At 46.7% G+C, this 1,193-nt stretch carries 1 protein-coding gene; it reads right to left on the bottom strand.

Translation table 11 applies throughout. The features are described from left to right. The coding region (locus GH808_RS15485) for a transposase (protein WP_186843603.1) at positions 1-1,086 on the bottom strand (1,086 nt) is incomplete at its 3' end. Between the last annotated feature and the right edge of the window lie 107 nt (positions 1,087-1,193).

Raw genomic sequence — 1,193 nt, 5'->3', positions numbered from 1 at the left:
GGCCTGTTCGTGATTGCCGGTGCTTGCATAGGCGCCATCGGCCAGCAAGGTGGCCGCTTCATCCTGATGTCCCAGCTTGCTGATTGTTTCTTTGCAGAATTGACTGTCGCTGTGGCTGTTGATGTCATAATCATAGCCGGTAATGATGGCACCCTGTTCATCGAAGGTTTCGATGATATTACCCACATAGCCTTTATGATTTTTCCCGGCTTTACGCCGAAAGGTTGCATCCGGATCTGACGGATTCTGCAGGCTGTCGGGGGTGATGGACTTTTTATCTTTTGGAATCGGTTTTCCGGTGCGATCCTGTTCGGTCTGTTCCATGAGTACCCGACGAAGCAGCTGATATTCGGGAAGTTCAAAGGCATCGTCTCCAAGTTCGGCGATCAGCTGGGTAGCATCATCAATCACCTGCTGCAGACGTGCTGAAATATCTTCGTTTTTTCGATGATAAATGGTGCGATTGAGATCTTCGGCTTCCAGGTAGTGCGCCAGATCCTTATAAACGGCGGTTTTATCGGCTTGATGAATGGCCTTTATCATATTTGCGGTACAGGTGTACAGGATTTCCAGCCGGGTCATTTTTTTACAGTTTGAAGCCACCATCACACTATCCATGCGTTTCATGGATGGTTCAATATTCAGGTAATTCAGAAATGCTTCCGCCATGGATTCCATTTCTTCCTGAAGCAGATCGATTCCGGTTTCCAGCGTATACAGATAGAGTCGCTCCCGGAAGCGGCTGAAGGTGCGGTCACTAAAGGGCTGCTCTTTGAAACTCGTCGTGTGGAGAGCATACTGGAACCGGACATCACACAGAATACTGGCCAACAGCTCATCATCGGTCAGACGCAACAGTTCTTTTAAAATCAACGAGCCAACCACCGCATTCACTGGATTATTCGGTCGGGATCCTTTGGTTTCACTGTACAACACCGAAAACCGTTCCTCGTTGATCGCCGGGAAAATGATTTCTGAAAAACCCTTTGCCCAGGAACTCAAAACAAATTTCTTTGTCCGTTCATCCACCTGTAAAAAGCGATCATCCAATGTGAGTTGTTGTTCTTTGTTGGTCTTAAATGACATCGTTTTGTAGCCTCCACTGCTTTTGATTCTGTATCTATTTTACCAGAAGTCAACCCTCAGTTGGAGAGAATTATTAATGGGGTGAAAATACTTTTGACACCCTAATC

Source organism: Acetobacterium fimetarium (genome assembly GCF_014284475.1).
Classification (GTDB): domain Bacteria; phylum Bacillota; class Clostridia; order Eubacteriales; family Eubacteriaceae; genus Acetobacterium; species Acetobacterium fimetarium.
The sequence above is the reverse complement of the archived record's forward strand: the minus strand, read 5'-3'. Positions and strand labels throughout refer to the sequence as shown.